The 719-nt window shown below is 72.5% G+C and carries 2 protein-coding genes; both read right to left on the reverse strand.

Annotated features, from left to right (window positions below; genetic code table 11):
* On the reverse strand, window positions 1-251 hold a 251-nt coding region (locus AOZ53_RS33215; protein ID WP_156333204.1), incomplete at its 3' end, for a GntR family transcriptional regulator.
* Between the two features lie 20 nt (window positions 252-271).
* A partial coding sequence (locus tag AOZ53_RS01165; RefSeq protein ID WP_255353118.1) for an amidase family protein occupies window positions 272-719 on the reverse strand: 448 nt, incomplete at its 5' end.

The following is a 719-nucleotide window of genomic DNA, read 5'->3' on the forward strand; positions in this document are numbered from 1 at the left end:
AGCGTGTCGAAGTCCAGCGGCTTGACCAGCCAGCCGTTGCGCTGGCGCACCTCCAGGTAGCCCTCGCGTTCCAGCCGGAACAGCGCCTCGCGCACCGGGGTGCGGCTGACCCGCAGGCGCTCGGCGATCTCGGTCTCGGTGAAGCGGTCGCCGGGCGCCAGGCGGAAATCGAGGATGTCGCGCTTGAGCGTGCCGTAGGCGGAATCGGCCAGGCTGCGGGGCGTGTCGATGACGGCGAATGCGGAGTCCATGGCTGGCCTCGATGAATGGACTAGACGGGGCGGACGACGGCGACGCCGGCCTGTTCCAGCCGCTGCGCGGCCAGCAGGCAGTCGGCCTCGCGCCACGGCGCGGCGATCAATTGCACGCCCAGCGGCAGGTGCGCGTCGGCGCCGATGCCGGGCCACACGGGTGCGGCGCACACGGGCAGGCCGATGCATGAAATGGGCTGCGTCAGCAGGCCCATGCTGGCGCGCGCCGGCAGGGTCTGGCCGGCCAGCGTCAGGCTGGTGGTGCCGATGGGCGTGGCCGGCACCGGCGTGGCGGGCGCGATCAGCACGTCGTAGCGTTCGAACAGCGACAGCGCCTCGCGATAGACGCGATGGCGGATGCGCTGGGCCTGCTGGGCCCAGGCCGCGGGCACCAGGCTGCCGGCGACCAGGCGGTCGCGCGAGTAGGGCTCGTAGTCGTCGTAGTTCGTGATCAGGCGGCGGCGGTGC

It is taken from the genome of Achromobacter sp. 2789STDY5608621 (genome assembly GCF_001299375.1).
GTDB classification, from domain to species: Bacteria; Pseudomonadota; Gammaproteobacteria; order Burkholderiales; family Burkholderiaceae_B; genus Achromobacter; species Achromobacter insuavis.